18 protein-coding genes are annotated in these 19,165 nt (G+C 71.1%); 10 read left to right on the forward strand and 8 right to left on the reverse strand.

Annotated elements, in window-relative coordinates; translation table 11 throughout:
- Window positions 1-150: 150 nt before the first annotated feature.
- Genes E3O44_RS18190 through E3O44_RS18200 form a run of 3 tightly spaced genes read right to left on the reverse strand, consistent with a single transcriptional unit; the run spans window position 151 to window position 1,741 of the window.
- On the reverse strand, window positions 151-699 hold the full coding sequence (locus E3O44_RS18190) for a DUF2017 family protein (protein WP_134536421.1): 549 nt from the start codon (window positions 697-699) through the stop codon (window positions 151-153).
- Window positions 699-983 carry an ATP-dependent Clp protease adapter ClpS gene (gene clpS, locus E3O44_RS18195; RefSeq protein WP_198416016.1) on the reverse strand — a complete coding sequence of 95 codons (285 nt, stop codon included), beginning with the start codon at window positions 981-983 and terminating at the stop codon, window positions 699-701. The genes E3O44_RS18190 and clpS overlap by 1 nt, the downstream gene beginning before the upstream one ends.
- 50 nt (window positions 984-1,033) lie before the next feature.
- Window positions 1,034-1,741, reverse strand: coding sequence for a YoaK family protein (locus E3O44_RS18200; RefSeq protein WP_241976421.1), 708 nt, complete (start codon window positions 1,739-1,741; stop codon window positions 1,034-1,036).
- Between the two features lie 188 nt (window positions 1,742-1,929).
- Between E3O44_RS18200 and E3O44_RS18205 the strand changes: the two genes are divergently transcribed.
- The 4 genes from E3O44_RS18205 (at window position 1,930) to E3O44_RS18220 (ending at window position 7,584) form a co-directional block, all read left to right on the forward strand.
- Window positions 1,930-3,030 (forward strand): acetamidase/formamidase family protein, encoded by a 1,101-nt coding sequence (locus tag E3O44_RS18205; protein WP_134536425.1) that lies wholly within the window; start codon window positions 1,930-1,932, stop codon window positions 3,028-3,030.
- Window positions 3,023-4,861: an AtzH-like domain-containing protein gene (locus E3O44_RS18210; protein ID WP_241976422.1), complete on the forward strand. Its 1,839-nt coding sequence runs from the start codon at window positions 3,023-3,025 to the stop codon at window positions 4,859-4,861. Before E3O44_RS18205 ends, E3O44_RS18210 begins: the two co-directional genes overlap by 8 nt.
- 171 nt (window positions 4,862-5,032) lie before the next feature.
- Complete coding sequence (locus tag E3O44_RS18215) at window positions 5,033-6,256, forward strand: pyridoxal-phosphate-dependent aminotransferase family protein (RefSeq protein ID WP_134536582.1); 1,224 nt, start codon at window positions 5,033-5,035, stop codon at window positions 6,254-6,256.
- Window positions 6,253-7,584, forward strand: a complete 1,332-nt coding sequence (locus E3O44_RS18220) for a Zn-dependent hydrolase (protein ID WP_134536427.1) — start codon at window positions 6,253-6,255, stop codon at window positions 7,582-7,584. The genes E3O44_RS18215 and E3O44_RS18220 overlap by 4 nt, the downstream gene beginning before the upstream one ends.
- An 89-nt stretch (window positions 7,585-7,673) precedes the next feature.
- On the opposite strand, the gene E3O44_RS18225 is transcribed toward E3O44_RS18220, so the two are convergent.
- On the reverse strand, window positions 7,674-8,357 hold the full coding sequence (locus E3O44_RS18225) for a nucleotidyltransferase family protein (RefSeq protein WP_241976423.1): 684 nt from the start codon (window positions 8,355-8,357) through the stop codon (window positions 7,674-7,676).
- 64 nt (window positions 8,358-8,421) lie between these two features.
- Between E3O44_RS18225 and uraD the strand changes: the two genes are divergently transcribed.
- A complete protein-coding gene (gene uraD, locus E3O44_RS20025) occupies window positions 8,422-9,438 on the forward strand; it encodes a 2-oxo-4-hydroxy-4-carboxy-5-ureidoimidazoline decarboxylase (RefSeq protein WP_420897941.1) in 1,017 nt (338 codons plus the stop codon).
- Between the two features lie 111 nt (window positions 9,439-9,549).
- Window positions 9,550-9,927, forward strand: coding sequence for a hypothetical protein (locus E3O44_RS18240; RefSeq protein WP_134536429.1), 378 nt, complete (start codon window positions 9,550-9,552; stop codon window positions 9,925-9,927).
- Window positions 9,928-10,046: 119 nt separating this feature from the next.
- Here E3O44_RS18240 and E3O44_RS18245 read toward each other — a convergent pair whose 3' ends face one another.
- From E3O44_RS18245 to add, 4 genes are all read right to left on the reverse strand, one after another.
- Window positions 10,047-11,513 (reverse strand): amidohydrolase family protein, encoded by a 1,467-nt coding sequence (locus E3O44_RS18245; protein ID WP_134536431.1) that lies wholly within the window; start codon window positions 11,511-11,513, stop codon window positions 10,047-10,049.
- Between the two features lie 41 nt (window positions 11,514-11,554).
- On the reverse strand, window positions 11,555-12,460 hold the full coding sequence (gene pucL, locus E3O44_RS18250; protein WP_134536432.1) for a factor-independent urate hydroxylase: 906 nt from the start codon (window positions 12,458-12,460) through the stop codon (window positions 11,555-11,557).
- A 41-nt stretch (window positions 12,461-12,501) separates the two neighbouring features.
- The gene (gene allB / locus E3O44_RS18255) at window positions 12,502-13,947 is read right to left on the reverse strand and encodes an allantoinase AllB (protein WP_134536434.1); all 1,446 of its coding nucleotides are present in this window, start codon (window positions 13,945-13,947) and stop codon (window positions 12,502-12,504) included.
- A 212-nt stretch (window positions 13,948-14,159) separates the two neighbouring features.
- Complete coding sequence (gene add, locus E3O44_RS18260) at window positions 14,160-15,188, reverse strand: adenosine deaminase (protein WP_134536436.1); 1,029 nt, start codon at window positions 15,186-15,188, stop codon at window positions 14,160-14,162.
- Between the two features lie 234 nt (window positions 15,189-15,422).
- Between add and E3O44_RS18265 the strand changes: the two genes are divergently transcribed.
- The 4 genes from E3O44_RS18265 to E3O44_RS18280 all read left to right on the forward strand — a co-directional run bounded on the left by E3O44_RS18265 (window position 15,423) and on the right by E3O44_RS18280 (window position 19,160).
- Window positions 15,423-16,526 carry an ABC transporter substrate-binding protein gene (locus E3O44_RS18265; protein WP_134536438.1) on the forward strand — a complete coding sequence of 368 codons (1,104 nt, stop codon included), beginning with the start codon at window positions 15,423-15,425 and terminating at the stop codon, window positions 16,524-16,526.
- Between the two features lie 149 nt (window positions 16,527-16,675).
- Window positions 16,676-17,497: an ABC transporter ATP-binding protein gene (locus E3O44_RS18270; RefSeq protein ID WP_134536440.1), complete on the forward strand. Its 822-nt coding sequence runs from the start codon at window positions 16,676-16,678 to the stop codon at window positions 17,495-17,497.
- Window positions 17,497-18,309: an ABC transporter permease gene (locus tag E3O44_RS18275; RefSeq protein WP_134536442.1), complete on the forward strand. Its 813-nt coding sequence runs from the start codon at window positions 17,497-17,499 to the stop codon at window positions 18,307-18,309. The genes E3O44_RS18270 and E3O44_RS18275 overlap by 1 nt, the downstream gene beginning before the upstream one ends.
- Window positions 18,309-19,160 (forward strand): ABC transporter permease, encoded by an 852-nt coding sequence (locus E3O44_RS18280; RefSeq protein ID WP_241976424.1) that lies wholly within the window; start codon window positions 18,309-18,311, stop codon window positions 19,158-19,160. The genes E3O44_RS18275 and E3O44_RS18280 overlap by 1 nt, the downstream gene beginning before the upstream one ends.
- Window positions 19,161-19,165 lie beyond the last annotated feature (5 nt).

The raw sequence follows: 19,165 nt of genomic DNA on the forward strand, positions 1-19,165 counted from the left end.
TTCCGGCGACCGGTGACGGGCGTAACGTCGGAGAATTTCGCGACTCGCCGCATCCGCTTCGTGGAGGCACGGCGTGTCGCGAAAATCTCCGACTTTGCGCGAGTGCGGATGCTGCCTCCGGGACTCAGTGCCCGGCTCTGCGGCTGGGACTCAGCGGTCGATGGCGTAGACGAGGGACTCCTGCACCATGCCGAGCCACTCGTAGATGCTGCTGAGCAGCGGGGCTTCGTCGGCGTCCAGGTGCTGTTCGCCGTCCGGCGAGATCTCGAGCCGCTCGGCGAGGGTGAGCCGCAGGTCGGTGAGCGTGCGCAGCCAGGACTGTACGGCGGGGGCGTCGAGCGCGATCGGCGTCGCCGGGACCTCGAAGAGGTCGTCCACGAGGGGCCCGACGGGTTCGTCGGCGATCTCGTCGAGGGGCTCCTCGCCGAGCGTCGCGAGCAGCACCCTGGCGTTGTCGAGTTTGCGTTCGAGGAGGTCCCCGGAGGTGAAACGCCGGAACTCGGCGGAGGCCTCTGCGTCGCCCGGGTAGGCATCCGGAAGCAGCCGTGTGAGCGCCGGGTCCGCGCCGGTTCCGAGGGCATGCGACTCCGCTGCGAGCAGGAGCTCGATCAGCTGGCTCGCGGCGAGCCGGAGCAGCCCGAGCTCGACGGCTTCGAAGCTCGCGGACACCGTTCCGGCGGGATCGCGGGTGAACAGCATCACGAGTCCTCGTGGGAGAGGGTGGCCCAGAGCCCGAAGCCGTGCATCGCCTCGACGTGGCGCTCCATCGACTCGCGGTTTCCGGTTGCGACGACGGCCCTGCCGGAGTTGTGCACCCGCAGCATCAGGCGTTCGGCTTCCTCGGGTGCGACCCCGAAGTAGCTGCGGAACACGTAGGAGACATAGGACATCAGGTTGACCGGATCGTCCCACACGATGGTGACCCAGGGGCGGTCGAGGGAGACGGCTTCACGCAGGTCCGATTTTTCAAAAGTCTTCGGCACCGGTTAAGCCTGACATGCCGGGGGTCGTTCCCGCCACCGTTACCGGAAATTCATCCTCGCACCACGGCTTCCGGCGCGTGGTGCGGGCGCCCGGCCGCATGCCCGAGCGCCGCGACGGCGAGGGTGATCACGGCAGAGAGGGCGACGCCCCAGGCGATGTGCACCGAGAGCAGGAGGGCCCCGACCAGGGCGCCCGCGCAGATCAGCAGGATGGCGGCCACCCGGCGGAACCACGGCTGGCCCTTGCCGCCGCCGAGTCTCGAGTCCGCGGCCAGCCCGGTGATGGTCGACGTCACGACGACCGTCGTGACGTCCTTGACCCCGATGTGCCGGGCGACCCCCGCCTGGAGTCCCATCATCGCGGCGAGGAGGCTCGTGATCACCAGGTCGAAGGGCTGCGCCGGATGCCCGCCGCCGAGGACCAGGGCAAGCGCCAGTCCCGCCATGATCGCGCCCTGCACCGCGAACAGCGCCGTCGCGTGGGTCGTCCAGCCGATCGCGACGGGCCGCAGCACCCGGCCGCCGATGGCCGCCCCGAGCATGAAGGTGAACAGGGCGAGCAACGGGCCGAGCACGGGCAGGTTGCTCGCGCCGGCGAGCGCCATCCCGAGGATGACGACGTTGCCCGTCATGTTGCCGGTGAACACCTTGTCCAGGCCGAGGTACCCGACGGCATCCGCCAGGCCGGTGGAGAACGTCAGCGCCAGCATGAGGCCGAGGTGCAGGTTCGCGGGATGACGGCGGAGCTTCTCGAGCACGATGATCCTTCGGGACGGGGACTGCTGGGTATGTTTCCTGGAGGTAAAACTCATGTCGATCGTGTCAACAGTGACCTGAAACGTACCGGCTGGTGGAATGGCACGCAAACGGGAGATAGCCTCGATCGCGAGGCACCAATAGTGTGAAGCACCACGTTCTTGTTTCTGCGTACCTGGAAGGCGCTCCCATGTCGTACGTCGTACTCCACCCAGGCATGGGGAGTATTCCGCCCGGGCACTACCTTCCGGCCACCCCGCAGACCGTGCTGTGGGGCCGCCTGCCCTGTGCGGCGGATGCCGCGGTGCTCTCGATCGCATCCGGTGACGTCGTGACGATCGACACCCTCAGCCACGAGGGGCTGCTCGAGGACCAGGGTAGGGACCCGCTCGCCTTCTTCGGCGGCCACGGCGTCGCGGCGATCGATGTGCTCACGGATGCCGTTGCGCTCGCCGCGAGCGACTACCCGCGGGACGCCGAGGCGGACGGTCCGCACGTCGTGACCGGACCGATCGAGGTGCGCGGTGCGCTCCCGGGCGACCTGCTCAGGATGACCCTGCTCGAGGCGACGCCCCGGGTGCCGTACGGCGTCATCTCGAGCCGCCACGGCCGCGGGGCGCTGCCCGGCGAGTACCCCGTCGGACCGGGCACGGTCTCCGTGTTCACCGAGGTCGACACCGATCCCGGATACGGGACGGAAGCCGGGGCGCTCGTCGGCACCCTGCCGCTCGTCCCCGGCGGAGACCGGGTCGTGCGCTTCCCGCTCGACCCGTTCCTCGGCATCATGGGCGTCGGCGTCGCCGGTGACACCCGGCCGCACTCCGTCCCGCCCGGCGCGCACGGCGGCAACCTCGACATCAGCCTGCTCACCGTCGGCAGCGCGCTGTACCTGCCCGTGCAGGTGCCGGGCGCGCTCGCCTACGTCGGCGACCCGCACTTCGCGCAGGGCGACGGCGAGGTGGCGCTGACGGCGCTCGAGGCGAGCCTGCGGGTGCGCATCCGCTTCGACGTCATTCCGGCGGAGGAGGCGGCGGCGCTCTTCGGCCGGCTCACCGGACCGCTCGCCGAGACTGATGAGTTCCTCGTGCCGACCGGGCTCGACCCGGACCTCGACGAAGCGATGCGGGCCTGTGTGCGCGCCGCGATCGCCCTGCTCGGGGCCCGCTACGGCATGGACCAGACCCTCGCGTACGCCTACCTGAGTGCGGCGACCGACTTCAACATCTCCCAGGTCGTCGACCGTGTCACGGGCGTGCACGCCCGCATCCGGACGGCGGACTTCGGTGCTTGAGCAGAACGGCCGACCCGTCGAAGTCACGGCGGCTCGTGCGTCCGTCCCTGCCGTGCTCCGTCCGGCCCCGCCTGCGGTCGGCACGCCTACGGTCGCCGTGCCCGTGCCCGTGCCCGTGCCCGTGCCCGTGCCCGTGCCCTCGGCCGCAACGCCCTCGGCAGCCACTCCTGCGTTTGCCGGGCCCACGGCGGCGATGCCCCCTGCCGCAACGTCCCCGGCCGCCGCGCTCCCCGCCGGACGGCCCGTGCGCGCCGCACCCTCGGCCGCTGCGCCCGAGCTTCGGCCGACCTCGATCACGGGGGAGCTGCCCGGTGGCCTGCTCGCCGCCTTCGAGGCCTACGAGGCCGCGCTCGCGGCCAATGACCTCGAGGCGCTCGCGGGGTTCTTCGCTCCCGGACCGGACACGCTCCGCGGCGACGCGGCCGGGCTGCTCGTCGGGAGCGACGCGATCGCCGGATTCCGCGCCGGCCGACCCGGGGTCGTGCGGCGCAGCATCCGCTCACTGCACGTGCGGGCCATCGGGACCGACCACGCCCTGATCGTCGCCGAGAACGCGCCCGTGGCCGGCGGGGCCGGACTGGTGACGCAACTCTGGAGCCGGACCGCGGCGGGCTGGCGGATCGAGGCTGCGCAGGTCGCCGCATCCGCTCCCGCGATCGACCGGACCATCTGGCGGGTGGTCGGCACGCCGCTCGTCGCCGGCGAGGCCGGCGGAACCCTCGCGGGCGTGCGGGTCGCGGTCAAGGATCTCTTCGACGTGGCCGGGTTCGCGGTCGGGGCCGGCACCCCGGCCTACCTCGAGAGCGCGACCGCCGCGACCGAGAGCGCACCCTCGCTCACCGCCCTCCTCCGGGTGGGGGCGAGCGTGATCGGCATCGCCCAGACCGACGAGTTCGCGTACAGCATCGCCGGGACCAACGTGCACTCGGGGACACCCCCGAATCCGCGCGTACCGGGAGGACTGCCGGGCGGCTCGTCAAGCGGACCCGCCGCCGCCGTCGCCCTCGGCCAGGCGGACCTCGGCCTCGCGACCGACACCGCAGGGTCGATCCGGGTGCCTGCCTCCTACCAGGGGCTCTGGGGGCTGCGCACGAGCCACGGGGCGGTCAGCCGCGACGGGGTGCTCCCGCTCGCGCCCTCGTTCGACACGGTCGGCTGGCTCGCCAGGAACCCGGAGCTGCTCCGGGCCGCCGCCGCCGTCTCGCTCGACACCGACAAGCAGCTGCCGCTGCTGCCCGCCCGGTTCGCCGTGTGCACCCAGACCGTGTTCGCAGCGGAGGAGGGGGTGCAGGCGGCGTTCGTCGCCGCGGTCGACCGCCTCGAGGGAAGCGGGCACCTGTCCGCAGTTGAGATCGTCTCCCTCGACCCGTTGACCCGCCTATTCGAGACGTTCCGCACCGTGCAGGCGGCCGAGGCCTGGCACGCCCACGGCGACTGGGTCGACGCCCACCCCGGCACGCTCGGCCCCGACGTGCGCTCCCGTTTCGCGTTCGCCTCGCTCATCGACGAGGACGAGGCAGGCGCGCACCGGATCGACCTCGCCGAGGCCAGGGAACGGCTCGACGCGGCCCTCGACGGCCGGATCCTGCTGCTGCCCTCCACCTCATCGACCGCGCCGGCCCGCACCTCGTCCGGGGCCCGGATCGAAGCGATCCGCACCGCGACGCTCTCCCTGACCTGCCTCGCCGCGATCGGCGGGTACCCCGCGGTGTCCCTGCCCGGCCTGTCCGTCGCCGGGGCGCCGGTCGGGCTCAGCCTCGTCGGACCGCGTCACTCCGACCTGGCCCTGCTCGACCTGGCCGCCGGGCTCGCTGCGGGGCTCGAGGGCTGAGCCCGTCGACGGCCGGCCCCGCGGGCGAGGCCGACGGAATCCCTGACCGAACGCCGGATGCGGCGGGGTAACACCGTGGAAACGCCGCGTGCCTAAGCTGGTCATGTGACCTTTCCGCTGCAGTCGACCCCCGTCCCGAGCCTTCCGATCAACCCGCCGCAGCGCCTGCTGATGGGACCGGGGCCGATCAATGCCGACCCACGGGTGCTGCGTGCCATGTCCGCGCAGCTCGTCGGCCAGTACGACCCGGCGATGACGGGGTATATGACCGAGACGATGGGCCTGTACCGCGACGTATTCCGCACCGGCAATGAGCAGACGCTCCTGATCGACGGCACGGCACGTGCCGGGATCGAGGCGGCACTCGTCTCACTGATCCAGCCGGGAGACCGGGTGCTCGTGCCCATCTTCGGACGCTTCGGCCACCTCCTCCGCGAGATCGCCGAACGCGTCGGCGCCGAGGTGCACGTGCGGGAGGTGCCGTGGGGCACCGTGTTCACGCCCGCCGCGATCGAACAGGCGATCATCGAGACCCGGCCGACGCTGCTCGCGATCGTGCACGGCGACACCTCGACGACCCTCGCCCAGCCGCTCGACGAGCTCGGCGACATCTGCGCCCGGCACGGCGTGCTCTTCTACACCGACGCGACGGCGTCGCTCGGCGGCAACACCTTCGAAGCGGATGCCTGGGGCCTCGACGCCGTGACCGCCGGCCTGCAGAAGTGCCTCGCCGGGCCATCCGGTTCCGCACCGGCCACCTTCTCGGCCCGCGCCGTCGACGTGATCGACTCCCGCCGGAGCATCGAGGCCGGCATCCGGGAGGCCGGGGACGCGGTGCTGCCCAACCGGATCCGCTCGAACTACTTCGACCTCGCCATGCTCTTCGACTACTGGGGTCCGCGCCGGCTCAACCACCACACCGAGGCCACGACCGCCCTCTACGGCGCCCGCGAGTGCGCGCGCATCCTCGTCGAGGAGGGCATGGCAGAGGCCGTCGCCCGGCACCGGCTGCACGGCTCGGCGATGCTCGCGGGAGTGCACGGCCTCGGGCTGTCCGTGTTCGGCGACCCGGCCCACCGGATGAACAACGTCGTCGCGGTCGAGATCCCCGACGGGGTCAACGGTGACGCGGTGCGCGGCACCCTGCTCGAGGACTTCGGCATCGAGATCGGCACCTCGTTCGGACCGCTGCACGGCAAGGTCTGGCGGATCGGCGTGATGGGCTACAACGCCCGCAAGGACACCGTGCTGACCACCCTCGCGGCGCTCGAGCAGGTGCTCCGGCGCGCGGGGGCATCCGTCACCGGTGGCGGGGGAGTCGGCGCGGCCTGGGACCTGTACGCCGACGCGGACCGTGACGCTGCTGCGTCCGACGACGCCGCGGTGCTCTCATGACGGCCGCGGTGCCGACCGTGTCGGATGCCGAGGCCGCCGTCATTCTGGCCCGGTGCGACGAGCTCGCCCGGCACTCCTCCCTCACCGACGGGATCGAGCGGACCTACCTCTCGGCGGAGCACGCCGCCGTCAACTACCGGGTTGCCGGCTGGATGACCGCAGCAGGGCTCACCACCTGGCAGGATGCCGCCGGCAACCAGTGCGCGCGCCTGTCCGGCAGTACCCGCGGGCTTCCCGCCCTGATGCTCGGCTCCCATCTCGACACCGTGCGTGCGGCGGGCCGCTATGACGGCATCCTCGGTGTGCTCGTTGCCATCGCGGTCGCCGGGCGGATCGCCGCCTCCGGCCGCCCGCTGCCGTTCGCGCTCGAGATCGCCGCGTTCGGCGACGAGGAGGGCACCCGCTTCGGCACGACCCTGCTGGGCAGCCGCGCTGTCGCCGGCACCTGGCTCGAGTCCTGGTGGGACCTGCGCGACGCGGGCGGCGTGAGCCTCCGCGAGGCGTTCCTCGCCTTCGGGCTCGACCCCGCCAAGGTCGGAGACGCCGCCCGGGCACCCCAGGAACTCCTGGGCTACCTCGAGGCGCACATCGAACAAGGGCCCGTGCTCGAGGAGGAAGGCCGCGCCCTCGGCGTCGTCACCGGAATCGCCGGGGCCCGCCGCTTCCTGCTCACGGTCACCGGCTCGGCCGGGCATTCCGGGACGCCGTGGCCCCGCCGCCGCGACGCCCTCGCCGGAGCGGCGGAAGGCATCACCACCATCGAGCGCATTGCGCGTGCCGAGGGGCTCACCGCGACCGTCGGGCACCTGCGGGTCTTCCCTGACGCCGTCAACGTCATTCCCGGGAAGGTCGAATTCAGCCTCGACCTGCGCGCTCCCGACGACGCCGACCGGGACCGCGGCTGGACACTGATCGAGTCCGCACTCACGGACATCTGCGGCACGCGGGGCCTCGACCTCGCCAGCACCCAGGTGCACGAGGCCGCGGCCGTCGCCTGCTCACCGCGGTTGCGCGCGGCGATTGCGGCGGGCATCCGCTCGACCGAGCCGACAACGGCACCGGCCGACGCGGCCCGGCCCGACGAGGGCGGATCGGATTCCGGCCCGGAGGCCCCGGCCGACGACGCCCCGCGCGAGCTGCCCTCGATCGCCGGTCACGACGCGATGGCGATCGCGGCGATCACCGACGTCGGCATGCTCTTCGTGCGCTGCGCCGGCGGGATCAGCCACCACCCGGACGAGTCGGTCACCGCGGCCGACGTCGCCCTCGCCGTCGACGCCCTCGAGGTGGCCGTCCGAGCCCTCGCCGCCGACTACCCGGCCCTGTAGTTGGCATAACTCCTGCAAATTCTGTTGGCTCACGCAGACCGGCCCGTGTTTCCGGGGCCTCCTGCCGGCCGGCCGGGAATGTGCAGGAGTTATGCCTCGGGGACGCCGGGGCGGGTATCGACGTCGGCGCCCGTCGTGAGGTCGCCGCACTCGACAGGGAACACGTCGTGCGAGCGGAGATACGGGCGCGCCCCGGTATCGCCGGTGAGCTGCGCCCGCAGCGGCTCCCAGTGTGCGCGGCCGATCAGCACCGGATGCCCGGGCCGGCCGCCGAACACGGCCTGCCTCAGGCTGTCGCGGGTCACGCCCGCGTCAGCGTCGAGCACCCGCGTCACGGTCGCGGCGTCGAGGTCGGGGACGTCCACGGGGACCACGACGACGGCGGCCACGGCCCCGGCGAGGCTCAGGGCCGTGCCGATCCCCGCGCGCAGCGAGGCCGACAGCCCGTCGGCCCAGTCGGCGGCCTGCACGACGACCGTGCCACGGTCGGCCTCGGGCCCGGCCAACGCAGGGGCCGACCCGTCGATCAGGCCCGCCTCGGCGAGCAGCTCGACGGCCGCGGCGGACTCGGCCCCGAGCACGACGATCACCGGCGCGCAGCCTGCCGCCCGCAGCACGCCGGCCGTCCGCACGAGCCAGGGCACACCGTCGGCGCCGCGCGCGAGCGCCTTCGGCTGCCCGAACCGGGAACCGGCCCCCGCTGCCAGCAGAATGCCCGCGACCGGGGCTTTCCCGGCATCCGCCCGGTCGCGCGCTGCGTCTGCATCCACCATGTCCGCCATCGTATGCGCTGTCGCCGCGGGCGCTCTAGGCTGGACCAGGACGAGGAGAGCTTTCATGAAGAGGATGTCGACACCTGAGCTTCGCGAGGCGCTCCTGACCTGCCTGGCCGTACCCCGCTGGGCCGATGAGGTCGCGGCACAGTCACCGTTCGAGTCCGCGGCTGCCCTGCTCGCCGCCGCCCGCACGGCCGCGACGCCGCTCAGCCGCAGCGAGATCGACGAAGCCCTGTCCGGGCATCCGCGGATCGGCGAGACGGCCCGTGGCGACTCGCCGTCCGCGCGATTCTCCCGCCGCGAGCAGTCCTCGTCGGACGCCACAGACGCCACCCTCGCCGCCGCCATCGCCGAGGGCAACCGGGCGTACGAGGAGCGGTTCGGCCGCGTCTTCCTGATCCGCGCCGCCGGCCGGTCGCGCACCGAGATCCTCGCCGAACTGCACCGGCGCCTCGCGCTCGACGACGCCGCCGAGTTGAAGATCGTCGGCACCGAGCTGCGCGACATCGCCCTGCTCCGGCTGGCCACGCTCGCCGGCACCGTCGCCGAGCGGGTCGCCGCGGAGCGCGCGACCGCAGGCGGCTCCGCCGATGCGCCGGCCGACCGGGACGTCGTCTCGGCGGTCGTGGCCGACGTCGTTGCCGCGACCGCGGCTGGCACCGACACGAGCACCCGCACACGCAGCGCTATCGAGACCGAGGCAGCCGCGACCTCGGTGTCCGACTCCGGGAACATCGCGCCCCGAAGCCGCATCACCACCCACGTGCTCGATGCCGTGTCCGGCCGGCCCGCCGCCGGCGTGCCCGTCGAGCTCGAGCAGCGACTCGAGTCCGGCTGGCACGCGCTCGCAAGCGCCGGCACGGATGCCGACGGCCGGGTTTCCGTGCTCGGCCCGGCCGATCTTCCCGCGGGTCGGTACCGCCTCACCTTCGACACCGGGCGCTACTTCGCCGGCACCGGCCAGCCGACCCTGTACCCGGAAATCTCGGTGACCATCGACCTGAGCGACCCGGCCGCGCACTATCACGTGCCGCTGTTGCTCAGCCCCTTCGCCTACTCGACGTACCGCGGCAGCTGACCCGCGGGATCCGCCGGCCGGCCGCCGACCCGCCGATCCCGGTGTCCGACCCACACCGCCAGTGAGGAGACCATCGTGTCGACGATCCGAGATCGCCTGCCAATATCGCCAGTGAATTCACTGATCAGCGCGGCATTCCTGATCGCGGCCGTCGTGGCGGCGGTGCTGGGCAATCTGGTCGGAGCGGCCGTGCTGCTCGGCTTCGCCGTGATCTGGGTCGGAGTGGCCCGGTACGCCCGCAGTCCCCGGGCATCCGAACAGCTGCGGATCAGTAATTTCGAGTATCGGGACGCCAACGACCGGCGCCTGGCGAGCCGTGCGTTCGCCGGCGTCGGAATAGTCGCGCTGACGCTCTCTGGCCTCGATGTGATCGGGATGCTCGTGACCGGCCACGAAGACATATCGGTGACCCTCCGCTTCGTGCTCCTCGCGGCCGCGTTCTCGATCGCGCTCGCGAACGCCCTCGAGAAGGAGCACCCCGAGCCCTGACCGTCGCCGGGGCGCACGGGCGCGGGTAGTCCGCCGCTGCGCGGGTGGTGCGCCACCCGCGCAGCGGCGCAACACCCGCGCTCGGTCCGGTGCGCAGTCCGGCGGGCGGGCGGGCGGCGCTACTCGGGGGCCTGCACGCGGCGGCCTCGCACGAACACTCCCGTGATCGCGGGCTGGCGCAGCGCGAGCAGCAGGGCGAAGAGGGTCTGGTCCGTGGCCATCCGCTCGTCGTCCGCCCGGATGCCGCGGTTCAGCACGGTCGCGAGCGGTTCCCAGCGGTCCGGCTCGATGAGCAGGAAGTCGGCGTCCTTGCCCACGTCGAAGTTGCCGAACCGGGCCTCCATGTCGAGGGCGCGGGCTCCGGCGAGGGTCCCGGTGAAGAGCAGCGCGGCCGGGTCGAGCGAGAGCCCGGCGTCGCCCGGCTCCGACAGGTGCACCTTGAAGCAGTCGTTGAGCACCCGCGAGATCAGCCACTCGTCGCCGGCGCCGATGTCCGAGCCGATTGCGACGTTCACGCCGAACGACGTCGTGCGCAGCCACGGCATCGTGCCGGAGCCGAGGAACTGCTGCGAGGTCGGGCAGTGCGCCACCGAGGTGCCTGACTCTGCGAGTCGGGAGAGCTCGGCATCCTCGCAGTGCACCGCGTGGGCGAGAATGCTGCGCCGCCCGAGCAGGCTCGACCCGCCCCGCTGCGATCCCGGCAGAAACAGCCCGTCGTAGGTGTCGAGGTAGGTGTCGACCCCGTACACCGCCTTCACGGCGTCGATCTCGCCGGTGCCCGGGCGGTTGTTCTCGTTGAGGTGCGAGTGGAAGTACACGCCGCGTTCGCGCGCGTCGTCGTAGAGCTCGCCGAGGCCGGCGAGGGTCGTCGGGGTCACCGAGAGGCTGAACCGGGGCACGACCGCGACCTGGAGCAGCGCCGTCGCGGGGTCGCCGGTGTCGACGGCGTGCCAGCGGTCGATTTCCGCGCTGATCAGGTCGAGGGCCTCGGTCTCGCCGGTCAGGAGTGCGCCGGCAGGGCCGGACCCGACCGTCTGCACCCCGCGCCCGCTGACCAGGCGCAGGCCGGCGGCCTGGCTCTCGGCGAAGAGGGCGTCCTGGGCGTGCGGGAACGCCGACCCGAAGACGAGGGCGCTCGTGGTGCCGGCAGCGACGCGGCGCCGGGTGAAGTCGCGGGCGATCCGCGCCGCGAACTCGGGGTCCTGCAGCCGGGTCTCCGCGGGGAACACGCAGTTGTCGAGCCATTCGAGCAGCTGGCCGCCGCCATACGCATCGGTCGAGTAGGTCTGCGGGTAGTGCAGGTGGGTGTCGACGAAGCCCGGCAGGATGAACCCGCCGCGGTTGTCGGTCACCGGGAGGTCGCGGAAGCCGGCCGGGAGCTCGGCGAACGGCCCGGCCCAGGCGATCGTGCCGTCCGGAGCGGTGACGAGGGCGCCGTCCGGCACCGAGACGAGGTGCTCCCTGGCGTCGGCGACGACCGGGGATCCCGCGATGTGGAAGACGTGGCCGCGGTAGACGTGACCGGGGGCCGAGGCCGCGCGGGACGGCGTGGAGCCGGGAGCCGGGGCGTGCGCTGGGGTACTCATCACGGCAATCGTATGGGCTGGGGCAACCGGACGCCGCGCACCTAGACGAGCCCGGTGTACGAGTCCCAGGCGGGCCCGGCGTCCGCGGCGTCGTCGTGCAGCACGGTCGCCTGGATCAGCCCGTAGGGGCGGTCGGCGGCGTGGTACACCTCGTTGTCGTTGGCGACGCCGAAGGGGGAGAGGTCGTAGAGGAAGTGGTGCTTGTTCGGCGCGGACAGGCGCACCTCGGCGATGACCGGGAACGCCTCGAGCACGGCGCGCCCCATCTCGAAGAGCGTCTGCTGCAGGGCGAGGGAGTGCACGGTCGCGAACTGGCTGACGAGCACCTGCTTGATGCCGGCGTAGGTTGCTTCCCAGTCGACATCCGTCGTGGCGAACCGCCAGCCGGCCGTGAGCGAGGTCGCCATCACCCGGTCGGAGGTGGGCTGCAAGAGCGTGTAAGGATCCTGCATGAAGCCGGCGAACTCCGAGCCGGTCGACTTGAGGATCACGAGGTCTTTGAGACCGCCGATCACCCAGCTGCGCCGGTCAGCGCCCATGCCCTCGACCGTGATCGCTGCGGTGCGCACTTCCTGGCCGCGCCGCACCCAGGTGTGGTCGTGCTCGCTGCCGTCGACGAGCACCCGTTGCCAGGCGAATTCCTCGATCTCGACCCGGGCGTTGTGCACGGGCTCGACCGTGTCCACGAAGTGGGTGGCGAGGTCGAGCCCGTAGCTCTCGATCGAGAGCAGCCCCTTCTCCTTGGCGAAGGAGTACGCGGTCTGCTTCTGGGTGTCGGTCGGCAGCACGTTCAGCTGGTCGCCCGCGAGGTGCGCCCTGGCGAAGTCGCCGCGGAGCGCGGTCGAGACGCTGATGTCGTGGATCTCGTGCCGCGGCGAGTCGCGGTAGATGCGCACGACCCGGTTTTCCGCTTTTCCGTACCGGTTGGGTCCGAGGATGATCGACATCGGATGGTGCTCCTTCTGGAGGGTGGGGAAGGGGTGGGGAATCAGGGCTTTGGTGTCTGGCGGCGGAGCAGGGCGCCGCGGGGAGGGCGTTCCGGGTGGGCGGATGCCGCGGGCGAGGTGGCCCCGGACGTTCCGCCGTCTCCCACCCCGGTGTCGTGCACGACAGCACCGGCCAGCCAGGTGGTGTGCACCCGGCCCGTCAGCGTCGCACCGTCGAAGGCGCTCACCGGGTTCTTGTGCCGCAGGGCACCGACGTCGACCGTGAACGACTCCTCCGGCGCGAAGGAGACGAGGTCGGCATCCGCCCCCGGCTGGATCGACCCCTTGCCGGGCAGCCCAGCGAAGCGCGCCGTCGCGGCCGACATCCAGCCGAGCACCCGGTCGAGGCCGATCCCGGAGGCGCGGGCGGCCGTCCAGACCGCGGGCAGGCTCAGCTCGAGGCCGGAGATCCCGCCCCAGGCGAGACCGAAGTCGCCGTCGTGGCCGAGCTTGAGCTCCGGGGTCGCCGGCGAGTGGTCGGAGGCCACGAAATCGATCGTGCCGTCGCGGAGGGCCGCCCAGAGCAGCTCCCGGTTCGCGGCGTCCCGGATCGGCGGGCAGCACTTGAAGGCCGTGGCACCGTCGGGGATCTGCTCCGCGGCGAAGGACAGGTAGTGCGGGCAGGTCTCGACCGTGATCGGCAGGCCCGCCGCCCGCGCCGCACGGAGCCGCGGCAGCGCGGCGCCCGCCGAGAGGTGCAGGATGTGCGCGCGCACGCCGGTGCGGCGCACCGCGTCGATCACCCGGTCGATCGCGCTCGTCTCGGCCTGGGGCGGGCGGCTCGCGAGGAAGCCGGCGTAGGAGCGCCCGTGGGCGGGCGGGGCGGCGTCGAGCTCGGCGGGATCCTCGGCGTGCACGAGCAGCAGGCCGCCGAACGCGGCGATCTCGGCGGCGGCCGTCAGAAGCTCTGCGGAGGAGAGCGCCGGGAACTCGTCGACGCCCGAGGGGGAGAGGAAGGCCTTGAACCCGAAGACGCCGGCGTCGTCCAGGTCGCGCAGGGTGCCGAGGTTGTCGGGAACCGCCCCGCCCCAGAAGCCGACGTCGACGCTCGCCTGCGGGCCGGCGGACGCACGCTTGAGCTCGAGTCCGCGGACCGTCGTCGTCGGCGGGATGCTGTTGAGCGGCATGTCGATCAGGGTCGTGACACCGCCGGCCGCTGCGGCGCGGGTGGCGCTCGCGAAGCCCTCCCAGTCCGTGCGGCCGGGTTCGTTGACGTGCACGTGGGTGTCGACGAGACCGGGAAGCAGCACCCGGCCCGTCGGCAGACGGAGGTCCGTGGCCGCACCGTCGGACAGGCCGGACTCCGCGATCGGTCGGGTGTCGACGGGCTCGTCGATCGGCAGGATCGCGGTGACGGCCCCGCCCGTGATCGTCACCGCCCCCGGCACGAAACCGGCGGGGGTGAGCACGGCGTCCGAACGGATCACCCGGTCGACTCGTTCGCGCATCGGTCCTCCTGCCAGCTGGAATCCCCGGCCGTGAGCCGGCCAGATGGTCTAGCAAACACCCTGATGAGGACCTCAGGGTGCCAATCGGGACTCGTGAAACGCGATCGTCACACACTCGGCGAATGCCCGAAACGCGGGCGGTGCGGCGGGCTGCGAAACACCGCGCGGTCGACGGGAACGGGCGGGGTCGGGTCAGGCGGGGTCAGGCCTGGTCAGGCCGGGTTCGCCTCGAGGAAGGCGTCGATCTCGGCGAGGTAGCCTGCACGCTCGGAATCGGAGAGCCAGCTCGCCTCGAAGGAATTCCGGGCGAGCTGCACGAGCTCGTCCCTGCCGACGCCGGCCTGCCGGGCGAACGCCGTGTAGGTGTCTGCGACGTAGGCGCCGAAGTACGCGGGGTCGTCGGAGTTGAGGGTGACGAGCACCCCGAGGCCGAGGAGCTCGACGATTTCCCGCGCCTTCATGTCCGCGGTCACGAAGCTGTTCGAGACCGGGCAGCAGGTCAGGCCGATCCGCCGCTCCCGGACGAGGGCGACGAGCGCCGGGTCTTCGAGGATGTTCGTGCCGTGGTCGATCCGGTCGACCCTGACCTCACCGAGCACCTGGCGGATGTTCTCGATGCTGCCGACCTGGTCGATGTCGCAGTGCATCGTCAGCTTGAGGCCGGCGTCGCGGGCGATCTGGAAGACCTCGGCGAACTTCGCCGGGGGATTGCCGCGTTCGTCGGAGTCGAGCCCGACCCCGACGAGCAGGTCGCGGTAGGGCAAGGCGGCCAGCAGGGTCTCGTGGGCGCTCTCAGCGGATGCGTCACGCAGCAAACAGAGGATCAGGTCGGCGGAGAGGCCGTAACCGACCGCATCCGCTGCAGCACGGTGCAGCCCCGAAATGACGGTCTCGAAGGGCACGCCGCGGGTGGTGTGCGCCTGCGGGTCGAAGAAGGCCTCGACGTGGCGCACGCCGTCTGCGGCGGCGCGGCGGAAGTACGCGGTGGCGAGGTCGTAGAAGTCCTGCTCGGTGACCAGCACATCCATCGCGGGGTAGTAGACCGCGAGGAAACTCGCGAGGGAGTCGAAGGCGTAACTCGCGCGCACCTCCTCGACCGTCGACTGGCCGATGTCCACTCCGTTGCGGGTGGCGAGGGCGAGTTTGAGGTCGGGTTCGAGGGTGCCTTCGAGGTGCACATGCAGCTCTGCTTTGGGCAATCCGGACACAAACGCGGCAGTAGGCTCAGTAACGGACGGCATCGGGGCTCCTTTTCGGGCGGACGCCGTGACCGTATCACGCGGCAGATGCACTTTTCCTCCCGCGACGGTTACCCAGAATGCTGCAACACGACGGAAACACTGTCGAGGTCGCAGCGTCATCTGCGGGGTCTAAATTCAGGGAACCCGCACGTGTGCCGCACGGTATCACAGCAGCCGTTTTCCCTGACGGCACCCCGACGGCACCCCACGAGCACCATCGAGAGGAACAGCTTCATGACCCGGACCCAAGGTTTAACAGCACACCGTTCACCGGCAGGGCGCCCCGCCCGTCGCATCCTGCAGGGCATCGCTGCTGCGGCGGTCGTGACCATCGCGCTCACCTCCTGCGCAACGAGCTCCACTCCCGCAACCTCCGCAACCGCCGGCGCCCCCGCGTCCTTCGGCACCGCGAGCATCCAGCTGTCCTGGATCAAGAACACAGAGTTCATGGGCGAGTTCCTCGCCGACGCCAACGGCGACTTCACCAAGGCCGGCTTCGATTCCGTCGACCTCATCGCCGGCCCGGCATCCGCTGAGGCGGGCGTCATCTCCGGAACCGTCGACCTCGGCATCGGCAACGCGATCTCCACCGGAACGGTCATCGCGAACGAGGGCGCCCCGATCAAGATCATCGGCGCCACGTACCAGAAGAACCCGTTCTCGATCCTCTCGCTCGCCAAGGTGGGCAACATCAAGACGCTCGCCGACCTCAAGGGCAAGAAGATCGGCGTGCAGGCGAGCAACCAGAGCCTCTGGGACGCGTTCCTCAAGGTCAACAACATCGACCCGACCTCGCTGACCACCGTTCCCGTCGAGTACGACCCGACCCCGCTCTTCAACGGCGAGGTCGACGGCTGGTTCTCCTACCTCACCAACGAGGGCATCGACGCCGACCTCAAGGGCCTCGGCCCGGTCAACCTGCCCCTCGCCGACAACGGCCTCCCGTTCGTCGCGGAGACCTTCACCGCGTCCGACAAGGAGATCTCGGGTGACCGTGCGAAGCTCAAGGGCCTCCTGATCGCCGAGATCAAGGGCTGGGCCGCTGCCATCAAGGACCCCGCCGCCGCTGCCAAGCTCACGATCGACAAGTACGGCGCAGACCTCGGTCTCACCATCGAGAAGGAGACCAAGCAGGCCACGATCCAGTCGAAGGACCTCATCGTCAGCGACGACACCGTCAAGAACGGCCTCTTCACCATCAGCGATAAGCTGCAGCAGGAGAGCATCAAGACGCTCGCTGCCGCCGGTGTCACCATCACGGCCGACAAGCTCTTCGACATGAGCCTGCTGTCCGAGGTCTACGCCGAGAACCCCGACCTGGTCAACTACGCCAAGTAGGTCGTTCCCTCCGGGTCGCATCAGCACCACCAGCCAGACCAGCATCACCAGCCAGACCAGCATCACCAGCACAACCAGCAGTACGCAGGAACATCGAAACGCGGCCGCCCCGAAAGCGGCCGCCGACGCCCAGTAAAGGAACACACCCTGTGAGTACGACCGATGCCGGTGTCCAGAGCAACGCTCTGGGCACCGGCCTCCACATTTCCGGGCTCCACAAGGTCTTCACCGTGGGCCGGAAGGAAGTCTCCGCGCTCGAGGACGCGACCCTGCACACCGACAAGGGCAGTTTCCTGTCCCTGCTCGGCCCGTCGGGCTGCGGCAAGTCCACGATCCTGCGCATCCTCGCCGGCCTCGAGGAACCCACGAGCGGCACCGCGAAGGTCGACGGCAAGAGCCCGGCCGAGCTCCGCAGCGGCCACGAGCTCGGCATCGCCTTCCAGGACGCCGCCCTGCTGCCGTGGCGCAGCGTGCGCGGCAACATCAAGCTCCCGTTCGAGGTCGCACGGATGCCCGTCGACGAGGACTACGTCTCCGAACTGATCAACCTGGTCGGGCTCACCGCCTTCGAACACGCCAAGCCCGCCCAGCTTTCCGGCGGCATGCGGCAGCGGGTGTCCATCGCGAGGTCCCTCGTGCTGAAGCCCTCCGTGCTGCTACTCGACGAGCCCTTCGGCGCCCTCGACGACATGACCCGCCAGCGCCTCAATATCGAACTCCTCAGGATCTGGACCGAGAAGCCCGCGACCACGATGATGGTCACGCACGGCATCTCGGAGGCGATCTTCCTCTCCGACCAGGTCGCGGTGATGAGCCCCCGACCCGGCCGCATCAAGGAGGTCATCGACATCGACCTGCCCCGCCCGCGGCATCCGGACATGATGCGCTCCCACGAATTCCACGCCCTGCACGACCGCGCCTCCGAACTCCTCTTCAGCCCCGACGCCCTTTCCGTGGCGGAGACGGACTGATGCGCGGCTTCGCCTCGTTCCGCACTCTCCCGTCGTGGGCGACCGGGCTGATCGGCGTGGTCGTCGTGGTCGCCCTGTGGTGGCTCGGTGCGACCACGGTCTTCCGCGGCATCGGCACCGTCCCGGGCGGCGCGATCCCGACCCCCGGCGCCGTCCTCTCCCAGCTGGTCTCGGACGGCTGGGCGTTCTACCTCTCGCATGTGTCGATCACCGTCGGCGAGGCATCCGTCGGGTTCCTCTGGGGCAACGCGGCCGCTCTGGTGCTCGCCGGCCTTGTGCTCGTCGTGCCGCGGATCGAGAAGGTCGCCCTGCAGATCGCGGTCATCACCTACTGCATCCCGATCGTCGCGATCGGCCCGATCGCCTACATCGTGATCGGCGCCCCGCGCGGCGGTGAACTCTCCGGCACCGCGATCTTCCTCGCCGCGATGTCTGTGTTCTTCACGACCGTCGTCGGTTCCCTCGTCGGCCTCAAGGCGGCGACCCCCGCGAGCCTTGACCTCGTCAGCGTCTATGGCGGCGGCCGGTTCATGCAGCTGCGCAAGGTGCGGCTGATGGCCGGGCTGCCGAGCGTGCTCTCCGCGCTGCAGATCGCCGCTCCCGCCGCGCTGCTCGGCGCGATCCTCGGCGAATACCTCGGCGGCGTCGACCGCGGCCTCGGCATCGCGATGCTCGCGGCCGGGTCAGCGGCGAACGTGGACCGGGTCTGGGGGCTCGCGCTCGTCGCCGGCCTTCTGGCGGGCCTTGGCTACGGCCTCTTCGGGCTGATCAGCAGGCTCGCGACACCCTGGCTGACGGGACGGAACTCCTGATGACCCTCGAAACCATGTCGGCGGCTCGCCCGCCGAGCACCGCGAAGGTCGTCCGCGGCCTGGGCGCCGTCGTCGGGCGCGCCGCGCTCACCGGCCTGATCACCCTCGTCATCGTCCTCGTCGCCTGGCAGGGCCTGATCCTGCTGCTCGGGGTGTCCCCGTTCATCGCCAAAGGACCCCTCGACGTCTGGAACTGGCTCTTCACCGTTCCGAACGCCGCCGTCAACCGCGCGACGATCCTGACCAACCTCACGGTCACCCTGGGGGATGCCTTCCTCGGCTTCGTTGCCGGACTCGTCGTCGCCCTCGTGCTCGCGATCGCGTTCACGCTCTCCCGCGGCATCGAGAGCGCGCTGATGCCGATCGCCCTGCTCTTGCGCTCGGTGCCTCTTGTCGCTCTCGTGCCGGTGATCAGCCTGATCACCGGGCGCGGGCCGAGCCTCGTCGTCGTGATGGGCGCGATCGTGGTGCTGTTCCCCGCTCTCGTGAACATCGCCTTCGGCCTGCGATCGTCGTCGCCGCAGATCAACGACGTCATCGCCGTCTACGGCGGTAACGCGTTCACGGCGCTCCGCAAGGTGGCGCTGCCGAGCTCGCTGCCGTCGTTCTTCGCGGCCGTCAAGATCTCGATCCCCGGCGCGATCACTGGCGCACTTCTCGCCGAATGGCTCTCCACCGGGCAGGGCCTCGGCCACGGCATCGTGATCGCGGTCGCCCAGGTGAAGAACTACGAGGTGTGGGCATCCGTCGTGGCGATCACGCTCGTGTCCATCGTTCTGTACGGCGTCGCCCAGCTCGTGGAGAACCTCGTGCTGCGCCGGATGGGCATGGAAAGCAGCACCGGGGCCTAGTCAGG

Source organism: Cryobacterium algoricola (assembly GCF_004402485.1).
GTDB lineage: Bacteria > Actinomycetota > Actinomycetes > Actinomycetales > Microbacteriaceae > Cryobacterium > Cryobacterium algoricola.